Raw genomic sequence first — 21,915 nt, forward strand, 5'->3', positions numbered from 1 at the left:
AATCGGAGATGACCACCACCATGCTGGATCTGCTGCGGGCCCACCCCTGGATCGGTGCGGCCACCCACGACGACACCGGCGTACGGGTGCGGCTGCGACCGGACGCGACCGCGGTCCGCCCGCAGCCGGGCCCGCTCGTCCGCGAGTACCTGGACCACTGGGCCGAGGTCTACGACTTCACCTACGCCAGCGCCGGCGACACCTCGGTCCTGGCCGGCTGGCGCGCCTCGGACACCGGCGCGCCGCTGCCGGAGGAGCACATGACCGACTGGATCGCGCGCACCGTCGAGCTGGTGCTCGCTGGCCGCCCTCGCCACGTGCGCGAACTCGGCTGCGGCACCGGCCTGCTGGCCGACCGGCTGTACCCGCACCTCACCACGTACGTCGGCACCGATGTCGCCCAGGAGATCATCGACCGGCACCGGACGCGGGCCAAGCCGGGCCAGGTCTTCGTCCGCGCTGCCGCGCACGACGCCGTTCCCGCCGACGGGCTGCCGGCCGCCGCACCGGACTGCGTACTGATCAACTCGGTCACCCAGTGCTTCCCCGACCTGGCCTACCTGACCCGGGTGGTGCAGGACGCGATCCGGGCCGTGGCGCCCGGCGGCACCGTGGTCGTCGGCGACAACCGCCACGCCGGGCTGCTGGACGCGTACTGCCGCTGGCTGGAACGCGCCGCCGACCCGCACGCCGACGACGACGAGATCGCCGTGCGGGCCGCGGCCCGCGCCCGCCGCGACGACGAACTGAACTTCGACCCGGCGGCGCTGGCCACCGCGGCCGCGGGCAGCGGACGTGACGTACGGCTGGCCGTCTACCCGAAGTTCATGGCCGCCGACACCGAGCTGACCCGCTATCGCTTCGACGCCGTCCTGCACGTGGACCCGGCCACCACGACGGTCCGGCCGCCGGTCCGGCCGTGGGCCGGGATCGACGACGCCGTGGCCGCGGTCACCGCCGGACCGGTACGCGTCCAGGGCATCCCGAACCGGCTGCTGGACCCGGCCCCGGACGCGGTCACCGCCCTCGAACTGCGCGGCGCGCTCGGCGCCGTGGACGCCGCGGTGGTGCTGGACGACACCGACCCGGCCAAGCTGGCGGTGGTGGCACCGGCCGCCGCCGCGTTCACGCCGGTCGCCGCCGGTCCGGCACGCGCGCACGAGCCGTTCGCCGCGTTCGTCGACCGGCGCGTCGGCGAGGTGGTGCGCGCGGCCTGCCGCCGCTCCGGCATCAACCACCGGGGACTGGCCGTGACCGTCGAGCGCGATCTGCCCCGCGGCCGGATCGCCCGCGCCGCCGCCGCGGCGGTCGACGACGCGGACGCCACCGGGTTGCCCGCCTTCCTGGCCGAGATCGACCACGTCGCACGGCTGGCCATGGCGGATACGATCGCCGCCGGATTGCCGGGCGCGGATCCGGCCGACGCCGAGGCCATCGCGGAGAAGCTCGGCGTCGCGCCGCGCCACCGGTGGATCCTGCGCCGCTGGCTGGCCGTGCTCGCCGAGGAAGGGATGATCACCGAGGACGGGGGGCGCTTCCACGGCCTGCGCGCGCCGGGCCGGGCCGCGCTGATCGCGGCCGCGGACGACCTCGACCGCCGGCGTCGCGGCCTGCACTACCCGCCGGAGCTGACCCGCTTCTTCCAGAGCGCGGTGCAGTATCTGCCCGCGCTGCTGCGCGACGAGATCCCGCTCCAGGCGCTGCTGTTCGCCGACGGCGAGACCAGCACGGCCGAGGGCGCCTATCGCGACAACGCGGTCAACCGGTACGTCAACGCGGCCGCGGCCGAGACGGTCCGGTGGGCGGCCGGCTGGCACCCGGCGGACCGGCCGTTCCGCGTGCTGGAGGTCGGTGCCGGGGTCGGCGGGACCACCGCCGACGTGCTCGGCGCGCTGACGTCCGTGCCGATCGACTACCTGTTCACGGACGTGTCCACGTTCTTCCTCAACGACGCGCGGCGCCGGTTCGCCGGGCGCGACGGCCTGCGCTACGCCCGCTTCGACATCAACGCCGACATCGGCGGCCAGGGGGTGCCGGCCGGCGAGCTGGACCTCGTGCTGGGCGCGAACGTGCTGCACAACGCGGTCGACATCGGCGCCACCCTGCAGGGATTCCGCGCGCTGCTGCGTACCGGTGGACTGCTGGTGTTCGTGGAGACCACGCGGGAGATCCCGGCGATCCTGACCTCGATGCAGTTCCTGATGTCGGCGCGGGCGGGCGGGGACCGGCCCGGCGCCCGCGACCGCCGCGCGGGCACCGACCGGATCTTCCTGGACGAGGCGGAGTGGCGGGAGGAGCTGAGCGACGCGGGCTTCCGGTCGTTCCTCAGCGTTCCCGGCCCCGACCATCCGCTGCGCGCGACCGGCGTCCACCTGTTCGCCGCGCTCGCCTGATCAGCGCGCCGGCTCCGGCACGGCCAGCTCACTGACCAGCGCGTCGGCCGCCAGCTCCGCGGCCGTGCGCCGGGGGTCCAGCGCCTCGGAGGCGTAGTGGACCCCCGGTGGCACGGTCCCCGCCGCCACCTCCCGCGCGGTGATCGCGGCGGTCACCCCACTGAGCCGGTACGAGTCCGGGGTGCGCAACAACACCCGGCGCGGCAGCAGCCCGGACCCGGCCGGCGGGCGCGCGTAGGCCAGCACCGCGTAGTGGTGGCCGTGCGCCGCCACGTCCCGCGCGGCCGCCCACACGATCGCGTCCGCGTGCGCCTCCGGCGGCCGCTCCTGGTCCGCCCACGCGGTCGCGAACGCCTCCGGCAGGTTCTCGGTGGCGTACACGGTGTAGTTACGCAGCTCGCCGACGCCGGCCCCGGACGCGAGCATGACCATCTCGGCGGACAGGAACGGCACCGCGTGCACCCGCCCGCGGAACCCCGGCAGCGACACCCCGCGCAGCGGCGCCAGCGAGTGCGCCGCCACGCCGCCGTCCCGCCACATCGCCAGCGCGTGCCCGAACTTCGGGCCCCGGGTCAGCAGCGCGTCCACCGCGGACGCCGGGCTGATCTCCACCGACCCGCCGACGTAGACGTCCAGCCGTGCCACTGGCGTGCCGTCCAATAGCAACCGGGGCAGCAGCCCGGACAGCCCGGGCATGAGGCCGGCGGAGAAGACCACGGCATGCCGCGCCGGTGTGTCCCCGAGCGCCTCCACCGCGACCAGGTCGCCGGCCGCGTCGACGTACCCGGCGTCCGCCGCGAGCGCGGCGCGGGCCACCCGGTCCAGCACCCGGTACGACGGCCCGGCGCAGTTGACCACCACGGCGCAACCGTCGCAGAACGCCGCCAGTGAGTCGTCGTCGAACAGGTCGACAGCGACCGCGTCCCCGCCGCCCGGCCCGGCGACCGCCTCGGCCCGCGCGCGGTCGCGGCCGCCGACGCGCAGCGGCAGCCCGAAACCGGCGAGGCGTTCCACCGCGGTCCGGCCTACCGCGCCGGAGCCGCCCAGCACCCCGATCATCGGGCACTCGCGGGGGCGGTGGTGGCCGCGGCGGCCAGGCCGGCCACGGTCGGGTCGGCCAGGAAGTCGCGTACCGGCACGGTCACGCCGGTCTGCCGGGCGAGCCGGGCCAGCGCCCGCACGGCCAGCAGTGAGTTGCCACCGGCCTCGAAGAAGTGGGTGGCGCGGTCCAGGACCGGCGTGTCCAGCAGCTCCTCCCACAGCGCGGCGATGGTCTGCTCCAGCTCCGTGGCCGGCGGGCCGTCACCGGCGTCGACGCGCTCGTCGGCGTACCGCCCGAGGCGCAGTCCGGTCTCATCCTCCCGGACGGGCAGGTCCACGACCCGGTCCCAGCCGTCCCCGTCGGCTAGGCTGCCGGCCAGCGCGACCAGCTCCGCGTAGGCGGCGTCCACCTGCTCCAGGTCGAACAGCTCCTCCACCAGGGAGAAGACGATGGCCAGCGAGCCGCGCAGCTCGTAGAAGCGGGCCTCCAGCGCTACCTGCGGGGTGCGCAGCTGGTGGAAGAAGTCGTCCATCGCGACCTGGCCGAGCGGTCCGGCGGAGTCCGGCTGCTGCGCGCCCATCGCGGCGTCCATGCCGAGCGTGCTCTGGAACACCACGGGCGCGACCGGCCGGTGCGTGCCCCGGCGGCGGCCCAGCTCCCGGGAGACCTCGACGCCGGTGACCAGCGCGTGCCCGGCGTACTCGGTGAACCGCCGCTGCGCCTCCCCAGCAAGCTGCGCGAACGTGGCGCCGGCGGTCAGGTCGGTGGGCAGCAGCATGGTCGAGGCGAATGCGCCGAAGACCCGGTGCACATCCGGGTGCAGCGGGAGCCGGTTGAGCTGCAACGAGTTGAGCAGCATGCGGCGCTGCCCGGACCAGCGCGCGATGACGATCGCGAACGCGGTGAACATGGCGGTGGACGGCGTGACGTCGTGGGCGGCGCACCGGTCGCGCAGCGCGGCCCAGCGGCCGGGGGACAGGTACCGTTCGCGGTTGGCCATCGTGGTGGCGCGCACCTCGCGCGGATCGGCCACCAGCGGCAGCGCGGGCGGCTGCGGCATGTCGTCCAGCCGGGACCACCACCAGTCGCGGTCATCGGCCCAGGCGTCGCTTCCGGGCAGCGCCGCCACGGACGAGACGTAGTCGTCGAAGCCCATGTCCAGTGGTGCGGGCAGCGCGTTCCAGTCGGCGCTGAGCTCCAGCAGCTCGCGGTTGAGCAGCGTGGCCGACCAGCCGTCGAACAGCAGCAGGCTCATGTTGGTGTGCAGTCGGCCCGCGCCGCCGGGCAGCAGCGACAACCGGATGTCCAGGCCGGGTCCGTGCGCCGGGTCAGGGCCCGCGGCGATCATCTCCGCACGCACCGTCTCCAGCTCCGTGCTCACCGCCTCGGCCGGCTCCTCGCGCAGGTCGTAGACGCGCGGCACGGGTATCGCACCCGGCGCGTCCAGTGGCAGGACGTGCTGCATACCGTCCGGTGTAACCCGGCCGCGCAGCATCGGCTGGTGCTCGGCGAGCCGGCGCAGCGCGTCGGTCAGCGCCTCCTCGGCCTCGTCGCTGTCCATGTCGCGGAGCGCGACGTCGCTGTAGAAGTGCGCCGACTCGTAGGACAGCTCCCAGCCGCCCTGCTGGCCGACGAAGTAGCCCTGTTGCAGCGGCAGCAGCGGGAACGGCGCATCCTTGTCCGCCCGCCGGTGCAGCTCGACCGGCAGCGCGCGGATCGCCGACCCGGCCGCGGACCGGCGGCGGACGAGGGCGGCCAGCTCGTCCAGCGTGGACTCCGCCCCCACGTCCGCCAGGGCCAGCACCACGCCGAGGCGCTTGCGGATGAGCGCGGCCATCCGGACCGCGAGCACGGAGTCGCCGCCGTAGCGCAGGAACGACACGTCGGGGGAGAAGGCGTCGGCGTCGATCCCGAGCAGCTCGGACCAGATATCGGCCAAGGCGGGTACGGGATCGCCCGCCCGGTCGGTGTGCGAGACAGGGGCGAGTGACATGACGCAGCTCCTCATGATCGTAGTACGGTGCCCTGGAGCCTAGTAGAAATGAATGCCATTATCGACAGGGGCTCTTGTGCGTCCCGGACGGCGCCCGCGCCCGGTCCGGGCCGCCCCGTAGCCGGATGCGCTGTGCCTGGCCGATCACCCCGCGCTATTGCCGGAGACGACGGTCCACGTCCTCAGCGCGGTCACCGCCGCCGCCGGCATCGCCATTGCCGCCAGCCGCTTCTGCCGCATCGCCATCCGGTCATCATGGTCGTCATCCGGCAGCGTGACGACGGTCCACTATGTCGCTAGTGGGCTGTCCACGAACGTTTGCCGGGTCCGGGGTTAGGCGGCGGTCTGGGTGCGTGGTCGACCCCAGCGGTGTTGGCGTTCGCTGCGGATGCGGGCGCGTTCGCGTCGTTGGGCGGCCAGGACGTCGGGGTGGCGGGCGTTGGCGTTGCGCCAGCGTAGGTATTTCTGCAGCTCGCCGGTCTGGACGGTGTGGTTCGGGTGGTCCGAGCCGGCCATGACGAACGTGCGGAGTGGTCCGAACTGGGCCTCGATCGGGTTGGCCCAGGACGCGCTGGTCGGGGTCAGGCACAACTCGACCTTGTTGAGGGCCGCCCACCGGCGGATTTTCGCGGTCTTGTTCGCCGACAGGTTGTCGAGGATGACGTAGATCGGTGCCCCGTCCGGCCGCGCCGCGCGGATCGATTGCAGCGCGGCGAGGCTGTGATCTGCGCCTTTGCGGCGGCGGACGACTCCCCAGAGCTGGTCGTCGCCGAGGCTGTAGCAGCCGTGGAAGTAGCGGATGCCGTGCGTGCGGGTGTAGGTCGCGGGCAGCCGGCCCGGATCGGATCGCGGTGCCCACGTGCTGCCGTGGTGCGGGCGGATCGATAGCGGCCCGAACTGGTCGAAGGCGAAACACCGGTCCAGGAACGCGTTCGTGACCTGCTCTATCCGGTCGAGTTTCGCGTCGAAGTCCGGATCCGACGATTCCTTCCAGGTGCGTGTGCGCTGCCAGGACACGTCGTTGTCATGCAAAAGTTGCCGCAGCCGCTCCGGGCTGACGACCACCCGCCGGGCGGCATCACGGCCGGCGAGGTAGTCGGCGAGTTTCCGCAGGCTCCACCGGGTGAAGGGCTGCCCGAGCCGGCGCGGGTGTTGCGTGGCCGTCGTGACGATGAACGCTTCGTCGTCTTCACTGATCCGGCGGGGACGGCCGCCCGCCCACTGAGGGTTTAGGCAGGCCAGCCCCATCTGATTGAACATGTGGATCACGTCCCGGACCGTGTCCTCATGCGCGGCGACCAGCCGGGCGATCGCCGGGACCGGGGTCCCGGACGCGGACGCCATGATGATCAACGCCCGGCGGACCCGGACCGAGTCGTGCTTCCCGCGCCGGACGAGTTGTTGCAGCCTGCGGCCCTCGTCCTGGGTCAACCGCCGTGCCCGTACCGGCTCAGCCACCCCACACCACCCACCCTCGTCAGCGAACAACGCTGCCGAGACTGCCCCCGAACCACCGCCGGGCGGCGCAAGCCGCCCGGCGTGTCTCAGACCCGGTGAACGTTCGTGGACAGCCCACTAGACGGCACCATCCGGTCAGGGGCACCGGCCACGGATTCATCAGGCGTCGTCCATCCGCACGACCCGGTTCCGCCTCGGCGGTCACCGGTGTTAGCGGGAGCCGTCGCACAGCTGCGCTCGGGCATGATCCAGCCTGCTCGCAGAGCCACCGCGCGGACCGCCCCGAACACCTCGTCGTCTGCCGACAGCGGCCCGCGCCCGACTCACCGGCGCGCGGGTCTTCCTCGGGCCTGCGTTAGGTCGTGGTGTGGCTCCCTGCCGCCTCGCGTTCGATCGCCGCCAGGCCGATGCCTACATTGCCGTCGCGATGTTCGTCAGGTCATGCCGCGGGTCGACGCTGTTGCAGGTGGGCCAGGCTGGCCGCTTCCGACTCCAGCCAGGTCTGGAATCCGGCGCGGCCGGGCAGTGTGGTGTGCGGGGTGCTGCGCCGCACGTCGAGCAGAACGGGGCGGGCCCCGCGAAAGCACTGGGTCATGGCTTGCTGCAGTAGCCACAGCGTCGCGCCGGCCGCCTGGGAGGTGGGCGGTTCAGCCTTCATGTATAGCTTGATCGCATCGTAGGAGCCGTCCGCGCGCCGCACGGCAAGGTCCGGGGTGACCTTCACCGCCAGGTCGCAGGTGTGCCACCGGCCGGTGGGGAGGTCGGTGATCGTGTCGGAGCCGCAGGAGGCGACGTAGCGCAGCCAGCCCTCGGCGATCTCCTGGTAGTGCTGTTTCCACCGGCGTGCGCACGAGTCGAGCACGCCCTGCATCGCGAGTTCGTCCTTGCCCATGCGCCGGCCGCACCGGATCGCATGCCGGATCTGACGGTACGGATCCCGCGCTGGCGAGTAGTCCTCAGCCATCGCGGTCACGAGGGAGAGCCTCTGATCTGCGGGGGCGTCCAGGAAGGCGATGAACGCGCCCATGCTGACCCTGACCTTCGGTCCAGTGGGAACCGCTGGCGTTTCTGCCACTGCTGCGTCCTTTCGCGGCCCCCGTGGGGACGGCGCAGCCCGGCGCACCGGCACCGGTGCCTGTGGACCCGGTCACGACCCGAATGAGGGGTCGCGCTGATCCACAGCAGCCAGTAGGGTTAGATCCAGCGCCTGATCGAGCCCCGGTACAACGGCCTGCCCCGAGGCAGACCTTCCGCCTGGGGCCGACTGCTCTCAGCGGGTCGATGCGAGAGCGTATTCCCGGCTGTTGATCTCTTGTCGGCGGCTAACGCAGCTCACCGAAGCTGAAAGCGTTACGTTTTGCCGTTCGCGTTTCGTATCCTGCGGCGGGCGTCAGCCGCAGCGGCACGCACCCGCCTTCGCCAATCCCGGGCGCGACAGCGGCTCGAGCAGAACTGCGCCGACGGATCCCGCTGCTCGCAGTCCCAGGTCTGCGCACAGCTGCGACAACGCACCACGAACCCCGGCGAGGCGGCGGGCGCGGCAGCCGACCGGCGCCGATGCGCCCTGGTCCGGCACCGTGCAGAGCAGTAGACGGCGTGACGGCGCTTGCGTACTGGCAGCGGGTCACCACACTCAGGACACTCCACCACCGGCATATAGCCGAAAGTAGTTGACCAAACACGCTAAGGGAAGACTGGGGCGCCAGTACCGCCCACCTACTACCCGACTCCTGCGCGACCGTGACACCGGGCCCGTCTTCCTCTCCGAAGGGTCTGCTGCACCGATAGGTGACATCTGAGATGGCTTGCCGTGACGGCGGGCTGGAAGGATGTTGCTGTGCCCAAGCCCTACCCTCGTGAGTTCCGCGACGATGTCGTGCGGGTCGCCCGTGACAGGGACCCCGGCGTGACGGTCGAGCAGATCGCCAAAGACTTCGGGGTCCACCCGATGACGCTGTTCAAGTGGCTGCGTCAGGCCGACGTCGACGCCGGTGCCGCGCCCGGGATAAGCCGCACTGATGCGGCCGAGCTGCGCGAGGCCCGTAAGCGGATCAAGCTGCTCGAGCAGGAGAACGAGGTGCTGCGCCGGGCCGCAGCCTATTTGTCGCAGGCGAACCTGCCGGGAAAAGGCTCTACCCGCTCGTGAACGAGCTGGCCGCCGACGGGATCCCCGTCGCGGTCACGTGCCGGGTCCTGAACTCTGCTCGACAGCCCTACTACCGGTGGCTTGCCCGCCCGGTCACCGACGCCGCACTGGCCGAGGCGTACCGGGCGAACGCGTTGTGCGACGCCCATCGTGACGATCCGGAGTTCGGCTACCGGTTCCTCACCGACGAGGCCCGCGCCGCTGGACAGGCGATGACCGAGCGCACCGCCTGGAAGATTTGCTCCGGCATGGGCTGGTTCAGCACGTTCAGCAAGAGGAAACGGCGAGCCAAGGGCGGTAAGGCCGGCCCGCCGGTCCACGACGACCTCGTGTGCCGTGATTTCACCGCCGACGGCCCGAACCGGTTGTGGCTGGCCGACATCACCGAACACCGCACCGGGGAGGGCAAGCTCTACCTGTGCGCGATCAAGGACGTCTGGTCGAACCGCATCGTCGGCTACTCCATCGACTCACGGATGAAATCGCGGCTGGCAGTCAACGCTGTGCGCAACGCCGTCGCCCGGCGTGGTGACGTGGCCGGTTGCGTGCTGCATACCGACCGCGGGCCGCAATTCGCAGCCGGAAACTCGTTCACGAACTGCACCGCCATCACATGATCGGTTCGATGGGCCGGGTCGGCGCCGCCGGCGACAACGCCGCCATGGAATCGTTCTTCGGCCTGCTGCAGAACAACGTCCTCAACCGCCGCACCTGGAGCACCCGGCAGCAGCTGAGAACCGCGATCGTGACCTGGATCGAACGCACCTACCACCGCCGTCGACGCCAACGGAACTTGTCCCGGTTGACCCTATCGAGAACGAGACCATCATGACCCCACCGGCCAGTCAGGCCGCGTGACTTGCCCTGTCACCTATCGGTGCAGCAGACCCTTGCCTTGTGTCATGACATCGTTGACCAATTCGGGTCGCGTGCCCACACCGGAGCAATTGTGGCTTTGTCTACCGTGCCGGCCGCCAGCTTGCTCATCATCGCGGTGAGTTCCCCGGCTCTGTGGTCTCGGCCGCGTCGGTGCCGACACAGGTCGATCACCGCCTCCTGGCCTCCGCAATCGACCGGGTCCACTGGGAGCTGGACCTGGTGCGTTCTCTGCTCGAACGCCGAATATTGAGAGATGCAGCGGCGTCCGCCAATGGGAAGCGGCGACTCTGGACAACGTCGCTGCATAACACCTTTTCTGATGCGCGATTCACCAGCTCTTCCCCATTGATGACTTGGGAGCGCTCCCGTAATCTGCCGGAAACGGTCTATCGGCGGTAAGGAATTGACCGTCGTGCACGCGCGCACCGTCATCCCCTCAGGAGAGGACCATGATTGTGTCGAGAAGAGCCCGGGCCGGCCTGGTGTCGGCCGGTGCCGCCCTGCTGACCTCGGCGGCGGTCGTTGTGGCACTGCCGGCCGGTGCCACGGTGGCCGGCTGCGCGGTGAACTACGCCGTGTCGTCGCAGTGGCAGGGCGGTTTCAACGCCGACGTGTCGATCACCAACCTGGGTGATCCGCTGTCCGGATGGACGCTGACCTGGTCGTACGGCGCGGGGCAGACGGTCGGGCAGGCGTGGAACACCATCCTGACGCAGAGCGGCGCTGCGGTGACGGCGAAGAATGTGGGCTACAACGGCGCCGTCGCGACCAACGGCACGGTGACGTTCGGCCTCAACGGCTCGTGGACCGGCAGCAACCCGGTACCGACGAGCTTCGCGCTCAACGGCGTGACCTGCACAGGCGGGACCGTGCCGTCGACCTTGCCCCCGGTCAGCCCGTCCGCCTCGCCGTCGAACCCGGGCGGCACGTGCACCCTGCCGTCGAGCTACCGCTGGTCGTCGACCGGACCGCTGGCCCAGCCCAGGCCGGGGTGGCTGTCGCTGAAGGACTTCACCAACGTCGTGCACAACGGCAAGCACCTGGTCTACGCCTCGAACGTCTCGGCCTCCGGGTACGGCTCGATGAACTTCACCCCGTTTACGAACTGGTCCGACATGGCCACGGCCGGGCAGAACGCGATGAGCCAGGGCACCGTGGCGCCGACCCTGTTCTACTTCGCGCCGAGGAACATCTGGATCCTGGCGTACCAGTGGGGTCCGACCTCGTTCAGCTACAAGACGTCGACCGACCCGGTCAACGCCAATGGCTGGTCCGCGCCGCAGACGCTGTCGACCGCCACCATCACCGACGCCCCGTACGGCGTGATCGACCAGACGGTGATCGGTGACGGCCAGAACATGTACCTGTTCTTCGCCGGGGACAACGGCAGGATCTACCGCCAGAGCATGCCGATCGGCAACTTCCCGGGCAGCTTCGGCTCCTCGTACACCCAGATCATGAGTGACACCCGGGAGAACCTGTTCGAGGGCGTCGAGGTCTACAAGGTCGCCGGCCAGAACCAGTACCTGATGCTGGTCGAGGCGATCGGCAGCCAGGGTCGCTACTTCCGCTCGTTCACCTCCACCAGCCTGGGCGGCACGTGGACCCCGAACGCGGCAACCGAGAGCAACCCGTTCGCGGGCAAGGCCAACAGCGGCGCCACCTGGACCAACGACATCAGCCACGGTGACCTGGTCCGCAGCAACCCGGACCAGACCAAGACCGTCGACCCCTGCAACCTGCAACTGCTCTACCAGGGCAAGGACCCGAGCGTGAACGTCCCGTACGACCAGCTGCCCTGGCGGCCGGCCCTGCTGACCCGGCAACGCTGATGGCCCGCCGCATCCGGACCGCCCTCATCACCGCCGTCGTCTCGGTCACCGCCGCAGTCCTGGTGCTCGGGGCAACACCGGCGCCGGCCGCCGCCGGTGGCTCGGGGCCGTACCCGGCCGACTACGAGACCTCAGCCGGCCTGCCCAACCACACCATCTACCGGCCACAGAACCTCCCGGCGGAGCGGCTGCCCGTCTTCGTCTGAGGCTACGGCGGCTGCTCGGGCAACGGCCTGTCGCAGCAGAACTTCCTGCGCGAAATCGCCTCCCACGGTTTTCTCGCCATCCCTGACGGGGCCCCGAGCGGCTCCGGCGCCACGACAAGGTTGACGCCACCGAGGGCGGCAACATCGTCGGCGCGAACTGAGCCCGATGACCGGGAGAGCCCGTTCCCGGCTCTCCCGGTCATCGGCTTCGCGTGATTCGTGGGGTGGTGGTGCAGGACGACATGCCGAGGCCCGGGTTGAACGGAGCGTCACCTGAGTACGCGACGACGCGGCAGACAACCGCGCGGCCCGGCCGGATGCCGGGACGACGGACTCAGGCCGGCCGGTGCGACGCGTCGCCGGAGGTGCTGCGCCTGCGCCCGCGCTACCGGGACGCCTGGAGAATTAGGGGATGCGGCTGGTGCCGCCCATCCTCATCACCCGAGACCTGCTGCACCCGGGAACCCCGGGCCTGCAGGTGATCGAGGGTCGTATGCGCGGGTGCCGGGTTCGGCGTGGGCGAGATCCGTCGCGGCTGGGCACCGGCCGCGGGCGCGCGCCAGCGGCGGTTACGACACGCATGGGCGCCAGGTGTTCCGATAGCCCGGCAGGTGCGACCGTGCTTGCGCGAGCTCGCGGATCACGTCGGCAACCGCTTGGTCGTAGCCGGTCGTCGACGTCGAGCCAAGATTCAGCCACGTAATGAGATCGGTAACGTGCGTCCACTCGCTCCCGGTGCATGAGCCGTACCGCCGGATCACAGTTGATCTTTTGGATGGGATGCGGGATCGTCTGCGTCCGTGAAGCGACGTGTCTTCCTCCTTGTCATGCCGTTGGTCCTCGTGGCGGGCTGTGGCGCCGAAACGGCACCATCCACAGCGGAACTCGCCTCGCCGGTGCCTGCGGTGACCGATGCCCGGGCACCGTTGGCGAAGGCGTGGGACGCGCTGCGGGCCGGGCGGTACCGGGTGGAGATGACGGTTGACTCCTCGCAGTACGGGGTGTATAGCAACGATGCGACGATCGACGTGGATGCGGACGTCACGCACGTGGTGACCGGGTTCTCCGGCGAAACGAACGAACTCATGACGTTCGGTGACGATGTGTTGTTGGAGTCCACGCGGATGCTCCGAGGCGCTCCGGGTGTGCCGCCCGGCACGAAGTGGATCCACCTGGACGGGAAGCGGCTCGAGGGTTATGCCCCACGGGCGGCGGCGTTCGCGGGGCTGGCCGACGGGGTGGGCGGTGGCGTGTCGCAGCCGTATTGGGCCGGGCCGCGTGAGATCAAAGGGCGGCTGGATACCGGGAAGGTACGGCTCGGCGCGCTCGTCAGCACCTCCGGCGATCTCACCACCGTGGTGCACGGGCCTCGGGAGGACACGGTACGGATCCCGTTCACCGCGACCGTCGACGAGCAGGGCCGGCTGGCCACCATCACCTGGGACCTGCGCCAGAGCAACCGGCCGGTCGAAGTCTCGGTCACATTCGCGATCAGCGAGTACGGGACCGCGCGGACCCCGGAGCCGCCCGCACCCTCGACCGTCATCGAGGCGCCGGAAGAGTCCTACCAGGCGTTGGCGGACAGCATCGCGGAGCGGCAGGAGTAGCTTTCAGGCGCCTCTCATCGGACCCAGCCAGAACACCGGCGCCGACGAAGGTCACCGACGCGCCGCTGGGTCGGCGGGGCAACACGGAGCGGGGCAGGCCCCGGGATCGTGTCGGGGGCTTTCAGGTCCGGACCCGGGAGGTGACGTACCGGTGGCGGCTGCGGCGCTGCTCTCCGCGACCGCGCTCACCTACCGCTACCCGCCCCGATCCGCAGCGCCGGCCGGGCGCTTGAGACGTCGATCAGGTCGTCGGGGCGGTGTCCGGGCCGTCGACGCGCCGGGGGAGCCGCAGCGTCAGCGCGACCGCATCCAGCAGCGCGAACGCCGGGGTTGGCACGACGTACAACGTCGCGATCTGCGGTCCCGGGCCGGTGGCGGCGGCCGGCGGGCTGAGCAGGGGGAGGGCCGCCGCGGCTGGCAGACCGACGAGGGGGTACGTCGGCCAGGTGATGACCCGCCGACGGTGACGGCCAGCGGCAAGAGCAGCTGGGACAGCAGCAGGTTCAGCGCATCAGGAATATCAGCATCGGGCGGAGCCGGGCGTCGCCCCATACGTACCTGAGCCCGGTGTCGATGGTTGCCGGTTCCAGGGCGGTCACGAAGAACACGACCGTCTTCCCAGACTCTTCACGATGGATCAGCATCCGGCCTCCACGATGGACCCGGACTGCCACCACGCCCTGCCTTGGCGACCACGAACGACCGGGCACCGTCGGCGTACACGTGAGGGACGAGGTCATCTCACGAACGACGGCTGCCGTACTAGGGTGATCACCCGGCGGCGACGGTGGGATGCCGGACCATATGAGCGAAGGGTGCGCGGGATGCGGTTTGTCAAGGCGATCGTCGCGGGGTTGTGCGCCGGGGTACTGACAGCTGTGCCCTCGCAAGCCTCCCCTTCCGGTCCTGACCCCGCCGTGCCGGGCCCCTATGCGACGGTCGCGGGTGAATACGACCTGCCGCCGGTGGTGATGCCGGAGCTGGACGAGCCGGTGGAGATGCGCGCGAAGGTGGTCGCCCCGCGTGGGGGCACCGGGCCGGTCCCGCTGGTCGTGCTCGTGCACGGCTTCTTTCCTGCGTGCTACGGCGAAGGCAGCGTGCTCCAGCTGTGGCCGTGCGCCGAAGGCTCCTCGGAGTTGATGAGCTACCGCGGGTACGAGGCCATTCAGCAGCAGCTGGCGTCGTGGGGTTACGTCACCGTCGCGCTCTCCGCCAACGGCGTTACCAACCAGGCTTTCGACCTCCTCGTCGACGAGCGAACCCGTTCCGCCCTGATCAGACTGCACCTGTCTCGGTGGGCCGACTGGTCGGGCGCGGGTCGCGACCAGTCGCCCGAGGCGGTCCGTGCCGCGCCACCGGTCGACCTCTCCCGGGTCCTGCTGATCGGCCACTCCCGTGGCGGGGACGCCGCCAACCGTGCCGCCATGGACAGCATCGTGGCCCCGCCGGACGAGCTGGACAACGCGCGCGTACCGGTGCGGTGGCGGATCCGCGGGACGATCCTGCTCGGTGCCACCTCCGTCGGCCGTAATCCGGTGGCCGACGTGCCGTCGCTGAGCATCCTGCCCGAGTGCGACGGTGACGCCAAGGATCTCGCGTCGCAGGTGTACGTGGACGGGACACGCGACGTCGGCGCGGGAGTCGCCCTGCACAGTGCGGTCTTCCTGCCCGGAGCCAACCACAACTTCTTCAACTCGGCGTGGACACCCGGCGAATCGGCCGGTCCGGGGGCGGACGATTTCACCGACACCACCGACCCGCGGTGCTCGGCCGGGTCGCCGCATCGAATGACCGCCGCGGAGCAGCGTGCGGCGGCGGCCACCTCCTTCGTGGCCGCGGCCCGGCTCTTCGTCGACGGCGACGACCGGATGCGCCCGTTCCTGGACGGTACGGCTCCCGTGGCTCCAGCCCGCAGCCACGCGCTCGGCGGCTTCCGGGCTCCGCTGGTGATTCCGGCAGCGGATTTGAGCGTGACCGGGGACGGCTCGCTGTGCCGGCTGAGCGTGTGCGGTCTCGTGAACTCCCCGCATGTGCTGTCCGGCGCCGATCCGGGCCGGTTCGGCGTATCCGTCTCGTGGTCCTCCCCGGGCCGGCCGGTGATCCTCCGCCCGGCGCACCCGTCCGTGATCGACGGCGCGACCGCCCTGACGATGCGGGTCGTCGTGCCGCCGAATTCCATCGGCACGACCTTCGACGTGGCGGTCAGCGATCGTGCCGGACGGCGTTCGGCACTCGGCCGGGTCCACCTGAACGGACTGCCCGGCACCGAGCTGACCAAGGCGGCCTGGGCGCAGGAGGTGCGCGTGCCGCTGAATCCGGCGGTCGACCGCCGTGGCATCACCTCAGTGGAAGTGGTGCCCCGCAACGCTGACGGCCGGCTCTGGCTGCTCGACGCCTGGGGCTGGCGGCCGGGCATCCCCGATCCGGGCACGCCCACTGCACTCCGGGTCGATCTGCAGGACGCCAACGGCTCGGTGGAAGCGGGACAGCTCACCGTCCCGGCACTGGTGGCCGGCGCGGGCGTCGGTGAAGTGTTCGTGACCGTCTCGGGGCCGAACGTCACCCGCACCTCCCATGCGGTGACCGTGCGGCCCGGCGACTCGTCGATCGTGGTGCCGAGGGAAGGGCTGGTCGCCGGCAAGTACACGATCACCGCCGTCCCGCTCCGAAACGTCGTCGTCGGGGACTACAGGAGCATCGTCAGGATGTCGTAGCCGTCTCGCGCCCGCCTGGAGGTTCGCCAGATTCCGCCTTCTGGCGGCCGTGCTGGTGGTGGCCGCATCTCCAGCGGGTGATGGTGGTGGAGGCGGATGTGGTGCACCCGAACCGGACCGGGCAGGAGGTTCATCCTGCGCCGGATCCTCGCCGGGCTCATCCAGCCAGCCCGGCGGCGCTCACCCCTTGACCGCGCCGGTGAGCCCGCCGACGATGCGGCGCTCGAAGAGGCTGAAGAAGACCAGTGCCGGGATCATCGACAACGAGGTGAAGGCCAGCACCTTCGCGGTGTCCACGGAATACTGCGAGGAGAAGGCCTGCACGCCCAGCGGCAGCGTGAAGCCGTCCTGGTCGTTGAGGATGAACAACGGTAGGAGATAGCTGTTCCAGCTGCCGATGAACGCGAGGATCCCGGTGGTGATCAGGCCGGGCACCGAGAGCGGGAGCACCATCCGCCAGAGGAATCCCAGCCGGCTGCACCGGTCGATGGCGGCGGCCTCCTCGATCTCCTTCGGGATCGCCTGGAGGAACGGGACCAGGATGATGATCGTCGTGGGCAGGCCGAAGGCGATCTGCGGCAGGACGACGCCGGGCAGCGTGTTCACCAGCCCGAGGTTCTTCACCAGGATGTAGAGGGGCGTGATGGCGACCGTCGCGGGAAACATCAGCCCGGCGGCGAACAGGGCGTACATCGCTCCCCGGCCGCGGAACCGGTAGCGGGCCAGGACGTAACTGGCCATGACGCCGAGCACGACGACGCCGACGGTGGTGGCGAGCGCGGCGATCGCTGAGTTGCCGACCTGGCGCCAGAAGGTGTCGCCGGTCAGCACGTCGGTGTAATTGCTGAGCACCCACGGGTCGGGAAACCCTGCCGGGTCGGTGGTGATCTGCGAGTTGGTCCGGAACCCGCCGATGATGATGTAGAGCACCGGTCCGAGCATGACGCCGATCAGCATCAGCGCGGCGGCGTACACGATGGGGTTGCCCCAGCGGGATTGCGCCATTATCGCCCCTCGGTAAGCGCGCCCTCGGTGTCCCGGCGCAGCACGAAACGCTGGTAGAGCAGCGCGATGATCATGGAGATGAGGAAGAGCACGACCGCCACCGCGTTGCCGAACCCGTAGTTGCCCGCGTTGCGGCCCTCGACGACCATGTACGTCGCCATCGTCGAAGTGCCGGCGGTCGAGGCGACGTACTGGCCCCAGATGATGTAGACCAGGTCGAACACCTGGAGCGAGCCGATGATCGACAGGAACGCCCAGATCCGCAGGGTCGGCCCGAGCAGCGGCAGGGTGATCCGCCACTGGGTCTGCCAGTAGGAGGCGCCGTCCACCGCCGCAGCCTCCGACAGTTCCTGCGGGATGTTCTGCATGCCGGCCAGGAACAGGATCACCGCGAACCCGACGTATTTCCAGGTGAGGATCAGCATCAGGGACCAGATGGCCAGCCGCGGGTCGGCCAGCCAATCTGCGGCGAACCGGTCCAGTCCGATCGAGCGGAGCACGTCGTTGACCGCGCCGGTGGTCTGCAGCATCAGGCTCCAGGCCGTGCCGACGATGACCTCGGCGATCACGTACGGCACGAAGATCAGCACCCGGATGATCGACTGGCCGCGGATCTTCTGGTTGAGCAGCAGGGCGAAGCCGAGGGCCACCGGCGCCTGGAGGACCAGCGACAGCACGAGGATGATGCCGTTGTGCCACAGCGCTTCGCGGAACGCGGCGTCCTGGAGGATGGTGACGTAGTTGTCGAGGCCGACGAAGTTGGTCGGCGGCCCGAAACCCTTCCATCGGTAGAAGCCGTAGTAGGCGGCCATCAGGATCGGAAAGATCACGAACCCGACGAACATCAGGATCGCCGGGCCGGTCAGCAGCACGACCTCCAGCCGTTGCGCCCAGCCGATGCCGCGCCGTCGGGGACGGAGCGGGGGCGGCGCCTGTACGTCCCCGCCCCTGTTCCGTGCGCGACCACCGGTCTCGGTGATCGTCACCCTCAGTCCTTCTTCGCCGCGTCGTTGACGGCCGTGATGATCCCGGCGACGTCTCCCTTGCCGGCCAGCAGGTTCACCACACCGAGATTCAGCGCGTTGCCCACGTTCTGGCCGTAGACGGTGTCGAGCCACTGGGAGACGTAGGGCGCCTTGTTGTAGGCGTCGAGCACCGCCTTGAGGTAGTCCTCGGTGACGGCGCTCTGCGCCTCCTTGGTGATCGGCAGCGAGTTGAAGGCCTTGTACTGCTCGACCTGCACGTTCTTGGTAACGAGGTAGTCGAGGAACTGGACGCACTCCTTGGGCGCCTCGGCCGAGCAGGAGTAGCCACCCGCGCCGCCCATGATGGCCGCCGGGTCACCCTGACCGCCCGGGACCGCGGGGAAGGGGAAGAAGCCCAGATCGGGCATCGGCTTCTGATCCTTGGTCAGCGAGCCGAGCACGCCCGGGTTCCAGGCGCCCATCAGCTCCATGCTGGCTTTGTAATTGGCGACCAGGCCTGCCGAGCTGCCCGCGCCCTGCTGGGCGGAGGTGGTCAGGAAGCCGTCGTTGAACGGCTCGGTGTCGGCGAACGCCTTGAGGTCGTTGCCGGCCTTGGTCCAGCAGGGATCGCTGAAGTCCTTCTGCTTCGCGGCGGCGTCGAGCGAGACCTGATTGCACGCGCGCAGGGCGAAGAAGTAGAACCAGTGGGCCGCCGGCCAGGCATCCTTACCGCCGAGTGCGATCGGGGCGCCGATCGCCTTGAGCTTGGTCACCGCGGTGTTCAGCTCGTCGATCGTGGTCGGGGGCGTGGTGATCCCGGCCTCGGCGAACAGGTTCTTGCTGTACCAGAAACCCCCGGGCATGATCGACACGGGTACGGCGTAGACCTTGCCGTCCACCTCGCCGGTCCCCAGGGCGGCGTCCCCCACGGCCTGCGTGGTCTCGGCACTGATCTCGCCGGTGATGTCCTTGAGCTGGCCCGCCTCCACCATCGCGGTCATCTTCCCGCCGCCGCGCTGGAGGAAGATGTCGGGCGCCGAGCCGGAGTTGAGCGCGGTCTGGAGCTTGCCGTCGAGGTCCTCGTTCTGCACCTGCTGGATCTCGATCGTGACGTTCGGACGGGCGGTTTGGAAGTCGGCGACGGTCTTCTCCCAGAACGCCGCGCCGGGCCCGGTCGTGGCGTTGTGCCAGAACTGCATCGTGACCTTGCCGTCCGGCCCGGACCCACCGTCGTCACCCCCGCAGGCGGCCAGACCGGCGGCGGCCAGCACCATCACGGCGGCTACTGCGACGGTCCTCTTCGGAGTCATAGATAGCCTGCCTCTCGATACCGAAAATTCCGGAGTGTTTCCGGAAGATGGCGCCAAGTTACGAGCCGTTCCGCAGCACGTCAAGATATCGATGGAGATTAAAATAGTGGGCGAAAAAGTGTTATCCGGGCCGGAGCGACCAAGTCTCCTGAGGTGCTCGGGCGGGACGGGGTGCTGGTAAGACCTCCGATCTCTGTAAGTGTCAAGAGCAGGGATGATGTTGCGGTGGAGATGGACGAGGCCTTGAGCCTGGCTCGGTCGCCGTTGTGGTCGGATAGGGTCCGTGCCGGGCGGCATCTGGGTGCTGTCGTGGGGCGGGAGCCGGTCAATGCCGTGGTCCGCATGCTCCTTCTCGACCGCGTAGCGCGGCCGCATGTCGGTCGCCTTGATCTCGGCGGCGTTGGTAGTGCGCCTTGGCGGGTTCGGCGTGGGTGGTCGCGATGAACGCCCAGACGAACCCGGTCGCGTCGAGCCGGTCGTTCTTGATGCGACGGTGGGTGATTGAGACGCTGCGGCCGGAGGCGCGGGTGACCGGCACCGATCCGGCGTATGCCTTGACCGCGCGGGCGTCGGCGAAGCGGTTGCGGTCGTCGCCGAGTTCTGCCAGCACGCGGGCGCCGGTGAGGTCACCGAGTCTCGGGAAGCTGGTGATGATGTCGTAGTCCGGGTGCTGGGCGAACGCTTCGGCGCAGGCTTCACCGAGCTGGTCGACGTTGGCGCAGGCGGTGTCCAGTGCGGCGAGCAGCGCGAGCGCGGCGGTGCCCATGGCCTGCTCGACACGCTGCGGCTGGCGCAGATGCGGCAGCCGCAGCGCCGCGTGAAGCTTGATGGCGAGGTTGTCGACACCGCGCTTGCGACCGCCGCGACGCAGCGCGGCCGCGATCCGCGCCTTGGTCAGCCTGGCGGCCCCGGCCGGCGCTGGTGCGGCTGCCAGGATCGCGCGGGCGTCCGCGCTGTCTAGGAAGTCCTTGTGGTTGGCAAAGGCGTCAAGGAACGCCGGGAAGTACTCGCGGATGGGACACCCGCGCCGGGACCGTGGAGCTGGCGATTTCCCCGGGTCCGTAACAAGATCGGTGTTTCCGGCTCTTCGGTCAGTAGGTCTCGGCGGCCGGCCAGCGGTCACCGAAGGTGATGGCGAAGGCGTTCAGCACGGGCTTCCAGCGGATCGTCCATCGTGCGCGGCCAGCCCCGGTCGGGTCCAAGCTGCGGGTCACAAGGTACAGGCACTTCAACGCGGCCTGCTCGCCTGGGAAATGCCCGCGTGCGCGAACAGCACGACGATAGCGGGTATTCAATGGTTCGATCGCATTCGTCGAGCAGATCACCCTCCTGATCTCGACGTCGTAGTCGAGGAACGGGATGAACTCATCCCACGCGTTACGCCACAAATCGCGTTTGATCGCGTCGGCGTCCGTCCGGGAGGTCAGACGAAAAGTGTTCCGGATCAAATGAATAATGCAGGTCTGCACGATCGCTTCCGGCCACACCGCCTCGACGGTGTCCGGCAGCCCTTTCAAGCCGTCACAGACGACGAAGAACACGTCCCGCACGCCGCGGTTCTTCAGATCGATCAGGACGCCCATCCAGAACTTGGCGCCCTCGCCACCGGAGCCGGACCACAAGCCCAGGACGTCCTTGTGACCGTCCACGGTGACCCCGATGACCGCGTAGACCGGCCGGTTGGCGACCTGTCCCTCGCGGACCTTGACGACGATGGCGTCGATGAAGACGGCCACGTACACGGAATCGAGTGGCCGCGTCGACCATTCCGTCATCTCCGCAACGACTTTATCGGTGATCCGCGAGATCGTCTCCTTCGACACCGACGCACCGTAGATCTCCGCGAAATGCGCCGAGATCTCCCCGGTCGTCATTCCCTTCGCATACAACGACAGGACGACTTTGTCGACCTCGGTCAGGCGCCGCTGCCGCTTCTTGACGATCTGCGGCTCGAACGTCCCTTCCCGATCTCGCGGCACGTCGATACGCACCTCACCGGCCGCATCCGAGATCACCGTCTTGCCGCGGCTGCCATTGCGCACATTCGTCGACTCACGCTCCGGCGATGCCTGGTTCTTCGCATGACCGAGTGTTCAGTCATCTCCTCGTTCAACGCCGCCTCGAGGACATTCTTGGTGAACAGCTTCAACAAGCCGTTCGGACCGGTCAGTTCCAGCCCGCGCGCCTTTGCCTCCGCCACCATCGCCGCCGCAGCAGCCTGCTCAGGCGACAGCTGCCGCCCGCCACCGTCGATCTTCTTCCCTGGACTCACAACGTTCGATGTCATCACTAACAGTGCCCATCCCGCCAGAACTTCAGCCCGGCGTGTCGGGCCGGAAACATCACTCCTGGCACAGTCCCCCCC

At 69.7% G+C, this 21,915-nt stretch carries 13 protein-coding genes and 4 pseudogenes; 7 read left to right on the forward strand and 10 right to left on the reverse strand.

From position 1 onward, the window contains the following. Positions 1-8: 8 nt before the first annotated feature. Positions 9-1,289 (forward strand): annotated as a pseudogene (locus J2S44_RS43055) (class I SAM-dependent methyltransferase); the annotation flags it as partial. Positions 1,290-1,778: 489 nt separating this feature from the next. Continuing rightward, positions 1,779-2,393 (forward strand): annotated as a pseudogene (locus J2S44_RS43060) (class I SAM-dependent methyltransferase); the annotation flags it as partial. Here J2S44_RS43060 and J2S44_RS38660 read toward each other — a convergent pair. The 4 genes from J2S44_RS38660 to J2S44_RS38675 all read right to left on the reverse strand — a co-directional run bounded on the left by J2S44_RS38660 (position 2,394) and on the right by J2S44_RS38675 (position 7,913). Beyond that, the gene (locus J2S44_RS38660) at positions 2,394-3,452 is read right to left on the reverse strand and encodes a saccharopine dehydrogenase NADP-binding domain-containing protein (protein WP_310424852.1); all 1,059 of its coding nucleotides are present in this window, start codon (positions 3,450-3,452) and stop codon (positions 2,394-2,396) included. Then, positions 3,449-5,428, reverse strand: coding sequence for a phosphopantetheine-binding protein (locus J2S44_RS38665; RefSeq protein WP_310424854.1), 1,980 nt, complete (start codon positions 5,426-5,428; stop codon positions 3,449-3,451). The genes J2S44_RS38660 and J2S44_RS38665 overlap by 4 nt, the downstream gene beginning before the upstream one ends. Positions 5,429-5,761: 333 nt before the next feature. Further along, entirely contained in the window at positions 5,762-6,886 is a 1,125-nt protein-coding gene (locus J2S44_RS38670) for an IS630 family transposase (RefSeq protein WP_310409359.1), read from the reverse strand. Positions 6,887-7,325: 439 nt separating this feature from the next. Beyond that, positions 7,326-7,913 (reverse strand): hypothetical protein, encoded by a 588-nt coding sequence (locus tag J2S44_RS38675; protein WP_310424856.1) that lies wholly within the window; start codon positions 7,911-7,913, stop codon positions 7,326-7,328. A gap of 810 nt (positions 7,914-8,723) precedes the next feature. On the opposite strand from J2S44_RS38675, the pseudogene J2S44_RS38680 reads away from it, so the two are divergent. The 4 genes and pseudogenes from J2S44_RS38680 (at position 8,724) to J2S44_RS38695 (ending at position 13,556) form a co-directional block, all read left to right on the forward strand. After that, a pseudogene (locus tag J2S44_RS38680) lies at positions 8,724-9,890 on the forward strand (IS3 family transposase). 470 nt (positions 9,891-10,360) lie between these two features. Then, positions 10,361-11,743, forward strand: coding sequence for a non-reducing end alpha-L-arabinofuranosidase family hydrolase (locus J2S44_RS38685; protein ID WP_310424858.1), 1,383 nt, complete (start codon positions 10,361-10,363; stop codon positions 11,741-11,743). Next, positions 11,743-11,949 (forward strand): hypothetical protein, encoded by a 207-nt coding sequence (locus tag J2S44_RS38690; RefSeq protein WP_310424860.1) that lies wholly within the window; start codon positions 11,743-11,745, stop codon positions 11,947-11,949. The genes J2S44_RS38685 and J2S44_RS38690 overlap by 1 nt, the downstream gene beginning before the upstream one ends. A gap of 905 nt (positions 11,950-12,854) precedes the next feature. Continuing rightward, positions 12,855-13,556 (forward strand): hypothetical protein, encoded by a 702-nt coding sequence (locus J2S44_RS38695; protein ID WP_310424862.1) that lies wholly within the window; start codon positions 12,855-12,857, stop codon positions 13,554-13,556. Between the two features lie 503 nt (positions 13,557-14,059). Here the strand turns inward: J2S44_RS38695 and J2S44_RS38700 are convergent. Continuing rightward, positions 14,060-14,200 carry a hypothetical protein gene (locus J2S44_RS38700; protein ID WP_310424864.1) on the reverse strand — a complete coding sequence of 47 codons (141 nt, stop codon included), beginning with the start codon at positions 14,198-14,200 and terminating at the stop codon, positions 14,060-14,062. A gap of 180 nt (positions 14,201-14,380) precedes the next feature. On the opposite strand from J2S44_RS38700, the gene J2S44_RS38705 reads away from it, so the two are divergent. Continuing rightward, the gene (locus tag J2S44_RS38705; RefSeq protein ID WP_310424865.1) at positions 14,381-16,270 is read left to right on the forward strand and encodes a dienelactone hydrolase family protein; all 1,890 of its coding nucleotides are present in this window, start codon (positions 14,381-14,383) and stop codon (positions 16,268-16,270) included. Positions 16,271-16,450: 180 nt separating this feature from the next. Here J2S44_RS38705 and J2S44_RS38710 read toward each other — a convergent pair whose 3' ends face one another. The 5 genes and pseudogenes from J2S44_RS38710 to J2S44_RS38730 form a co-directional block, all read right to left on the reverse strand. After that, positions 16,451-17,275 (reverse strand): carbohydrate ABC transporter permease, encoded by an 825-nt coding sequence (locus J2S44_RS38710; protein ID WP_310424867.1) that lies wholly within the window; start codon positions 17,273-17,275, stop codon positions 16,451-16,453. Beyond that, on the reverse strand, positions 17,275-18,261 hold the full coding sequence (locus J2S44_RS38715; protein ID WP_310424869.1) for a carbohydrate ABC transporter permease: 987 nt from the start codon (positions 18,259-18,261) through the stop codon (positions 17,275-17,277). The genes J2S44_RS38710 and J2S44_RS38715 overlap by 1 nt, the downstream gene beginning before the upstream one ends. Positions 18,262-18,263: 2 nt before the next feature. Next, the gene (locus tag J2S44_RS38720; protein ID WP_310424871.1) at positions 18,264-19,550 is read right to left on the reverse strand and encodes an ABC transporter substrate-binding protein; all 1,287 of its coding nucleotides are present in this window, start codon (positions 19,548-19,550) and stop codon (positions 18,264-18,266) included. A 325-nt stretch (positions 19,551-19,875) separates the two neighbouring features. After that, on the reverse strand, positions 19,876-20,673 hold the full coding sequence (locus J2S44_RS38725; protein WP_310424873.1) for a transposase: 798 nt from the start codon (positions 20,671-20,673) through the stop codon (positions 19,876-19,878). Continuing rightward, positions 20,642-21,822: pseudogene (locus tag J2S44_RS38730) on the reverse strand (IS256 family transposase). Before J2S44_RS38730 ends, J2S44_RS38725 begins: the two are co-directional and overlap by 32 nt. Between the last annotated feature and the right edge of the window lie 93 nt (positions 21,823-21,915).

Source organism: Catenuloplanes niger (assembly GCF_031458255.1).
Taxonomy (GTDB): Bacteria; Actinomycetota; Actinomycetes; order Mycobacteriales; family Micromonosporaceae; genus Catenuloplanes; species Catenuloplanes niger.

Coding starts and splice junctions, on each gene's coding strand:
- J2S44_RS38660 (WP_310424852.1), bottom strand. CDS start 3,452: ATGATCGGGGTGCTGGGCGGCTCCGGCGCGGTAGGCCGGACCGCGGTG.
- J2S44_RS38665 (WP_310424854.1), bottom strand. CDS start 5,428: ATGTCACTCGCCCCTGTCTCGCACACCGACCGGGCGGGCGATCCCGTA.
- J2S44_RS38675 (WP_310424856.1), bottom strand. CDS start 7,913: ATGGGCGCGTTCATCGCCTTCCTGGACGCCCCCGCAGATCAGAGGCTC.
- J2S44_RS38685 (WP_310424858.1), top strand. CDS start 10,361: ATGATTGTGTCGAGAAGAGCCCGGGCCGGCCTGGTGTCGGCCGGTGCC.
- J2S44_RS38690 (WP_310424860.1), top strand. CDS start 11,743: ATGGCCCGCCGCATCCGGACCGCCCTCATCACCGCCGTCGTCTCGGTC.
- J2S44_RS38700 (WP_310424864.1), bottom strand. CDS start 14,200: ATGCTGATCCATCGTGAAGAGTCTGGGAAGACGGTCGTGTTCTTCGTG.
- J2S44_RS38705 (WP_310424865.1), top strand. CDS start 14,381: ATGCGGTTTGTCAAGGCGATCGTCGCGGGGTTGTGCGCCGGGGTACTG.
- J2S44_RS38710 (WP_310424867.1), bottom strand. CDS start 17,275: ATGGCGCAATCCCGCTGGGGCAACCCCATCGTGTACGCCGCCGCGCTG.
- J2S44_RS38720 (WP_310424871.1), bottom strand. CDS start 19,550: ATGACTCCGAAGAGGACCGTCGCAGTAGCCGCCGTGATGGTGCTGGCC.